The sequence below is a fragment of the Kitasatospora sp. MY 5-36 genome (assembly GCF_001182915.1).
Classification (GTDB): Bacteria; Actinomycetota; Actinomycetes; order Streptomycetales; family Streptomycetaceae; genus Kitasatospora.
In genome coordinates this window covers 1-1,466 of the sequence record NZ_LFVW01001194.1, presented here as the reverse complement: position 1 = coordinate 1,466, position 1,466 = coordinate 1, and the positions used below count along the sequence as shown (strand labels likewise).

At 74.1% G+C, this 1,466-nt stretch carries 1 protein-coding gene and 1 pseudogene; both read right to left on the bottom strand.

The window, feature by feature from the left end; translation table 11 throughout:
* Positions 1 to 487 (bottom strand): annotated as a pseudogene (locus tag AE652_RS41340) (hypothetical protein); the annotation flags it as partial.
* Positions 488 to 682: 195 nt separating this feature from the next.
* Positions 683 to 1,466: N-acetylmuramoyl-L-alanine amidase (locus AE652_RS41335; RefSeq protein ID WP_049661137.1), on the bottom strand; the 784-nt coding region annotated here is incomplete at its 5' end.

The window sequence follows — 1,466 nt, the reverse complement described above, 5'->3', positions numbered from 1 at the left end:
AGCCGTACTGGCCGGGGACGGCCGCCGGGCGGTCGGCGGCCAGCGGGGCCTTCAGTGCGGGCACCAGGGGGCCCGCGGCGGCCGCGCCGGCCAGCGCGAGCAGCGCGATGAAGCCGAGCCAGGCGCCGAAGCCGTGGCTGACGACGGAGCTGGAGGTGCCGCCGCCGAGCGCCCAGACCGAGGTCCACAGCGCCGCGACGGAGAGGGCGATGCCCCACTGGTCCAGCCGCAGGCCGAGCACCTGGCGGTTGGCCGCGGCCGCACCCTGGAAGCGCTGCACCAGGATCAGCACCGCGGCGGCGATGCCGAGGAGGTAGATCGACGGCAGGATGGGGAACAGGTCCGTGCTCCACGCGTTCTGCGACGGCGGGCAGTACCGGCTGTTGCCGCAGTCCACGGTCCAGTAAGGCAGGAAGGAGGCGATGAAGAGCAGGACGGCCGCGCCTGCGACGGCGGCGTCTCCCCTGGTGAGAGCGCGCAGATTCACTAACGTTCCCCTCGTTGACGTGTCGTGGACGGTGGTTCGCGCGGTCGGGCCGACCGGCCGAAACTCCCGAACGGACCAGAAGCCTAGGCCCAACCGTCCTGCCGGTGCACGGCGGGACCGGGAATGGGGTGAAGTCGTTGCAAACCGTGCGGTCCGGGCGGAGCGTCGTCCTCCGCCGGTCGCGGCCCAACTCCCTTACCGCTCTTCGGTCTTCTCTTGGGTCGTCAGGAAAGCGGTCAGCGCGTCGGCGATCCCCCGGGCCGCCTGCTGGCGCCACTGAGGGTCCGTCATCCGCTTCGCGTCCGTCGAGTTGCGCATGTTACCGCACTCGATGAACACCTTGGGGACCGTCGAGAGGTTGAGGCCGCCCAGGTCGGAGCGGGTGTCCAGGCCGTCCTTGGCGATGTAGTCCGCGTACGGCTCGCCGGTCGCGGCGTGGAACCGGTCGCGCAGCAGGAGGCCGAGCCGGCGCGAGGGGGCGACGATCGCCGCGTTGTCCGCCTTCCCCGCCACCACCCGGGCGGGCATGATCACGTGGAACCCGCTGCCGCTCGCCGGGCCGCCGTCCCCGTGCACCGAGACCGCGACGTCGGCGTGGGCGTCGGCGCCCGCGCGGGCCCGCTCGTCGACGCACGGGCCCCAGGGCCGGTCGCCGTCCTGGACCAGGACCACCGTGGCGCCCCGGGCGGCCAGCAGGGCGCGGGCCCGGCGGGAGACGTCCAGGGTGTACTCGGCCTCGGTGTAGCCGGCGTTGGTCTCGGTGCCGGTGGTGTCGCACTCCTTGCGGGCGTTGCCGATGTCCACCTGGCGGTTGATCTCGGCGGTGTGGGCGGAGTTCCCGGGGTTGTGGCCGGGGTCGAGCAGGACGGTGCGGCCGGTCAGGACCGCGGCGTCGGCGGGCGCGGACGGGGCCTCGGCCGCCGGGGTGGTGGACGGCGGCGGTGCGACCGGCGGGGTGAGGGGCGCGGCGGTGCCGTCG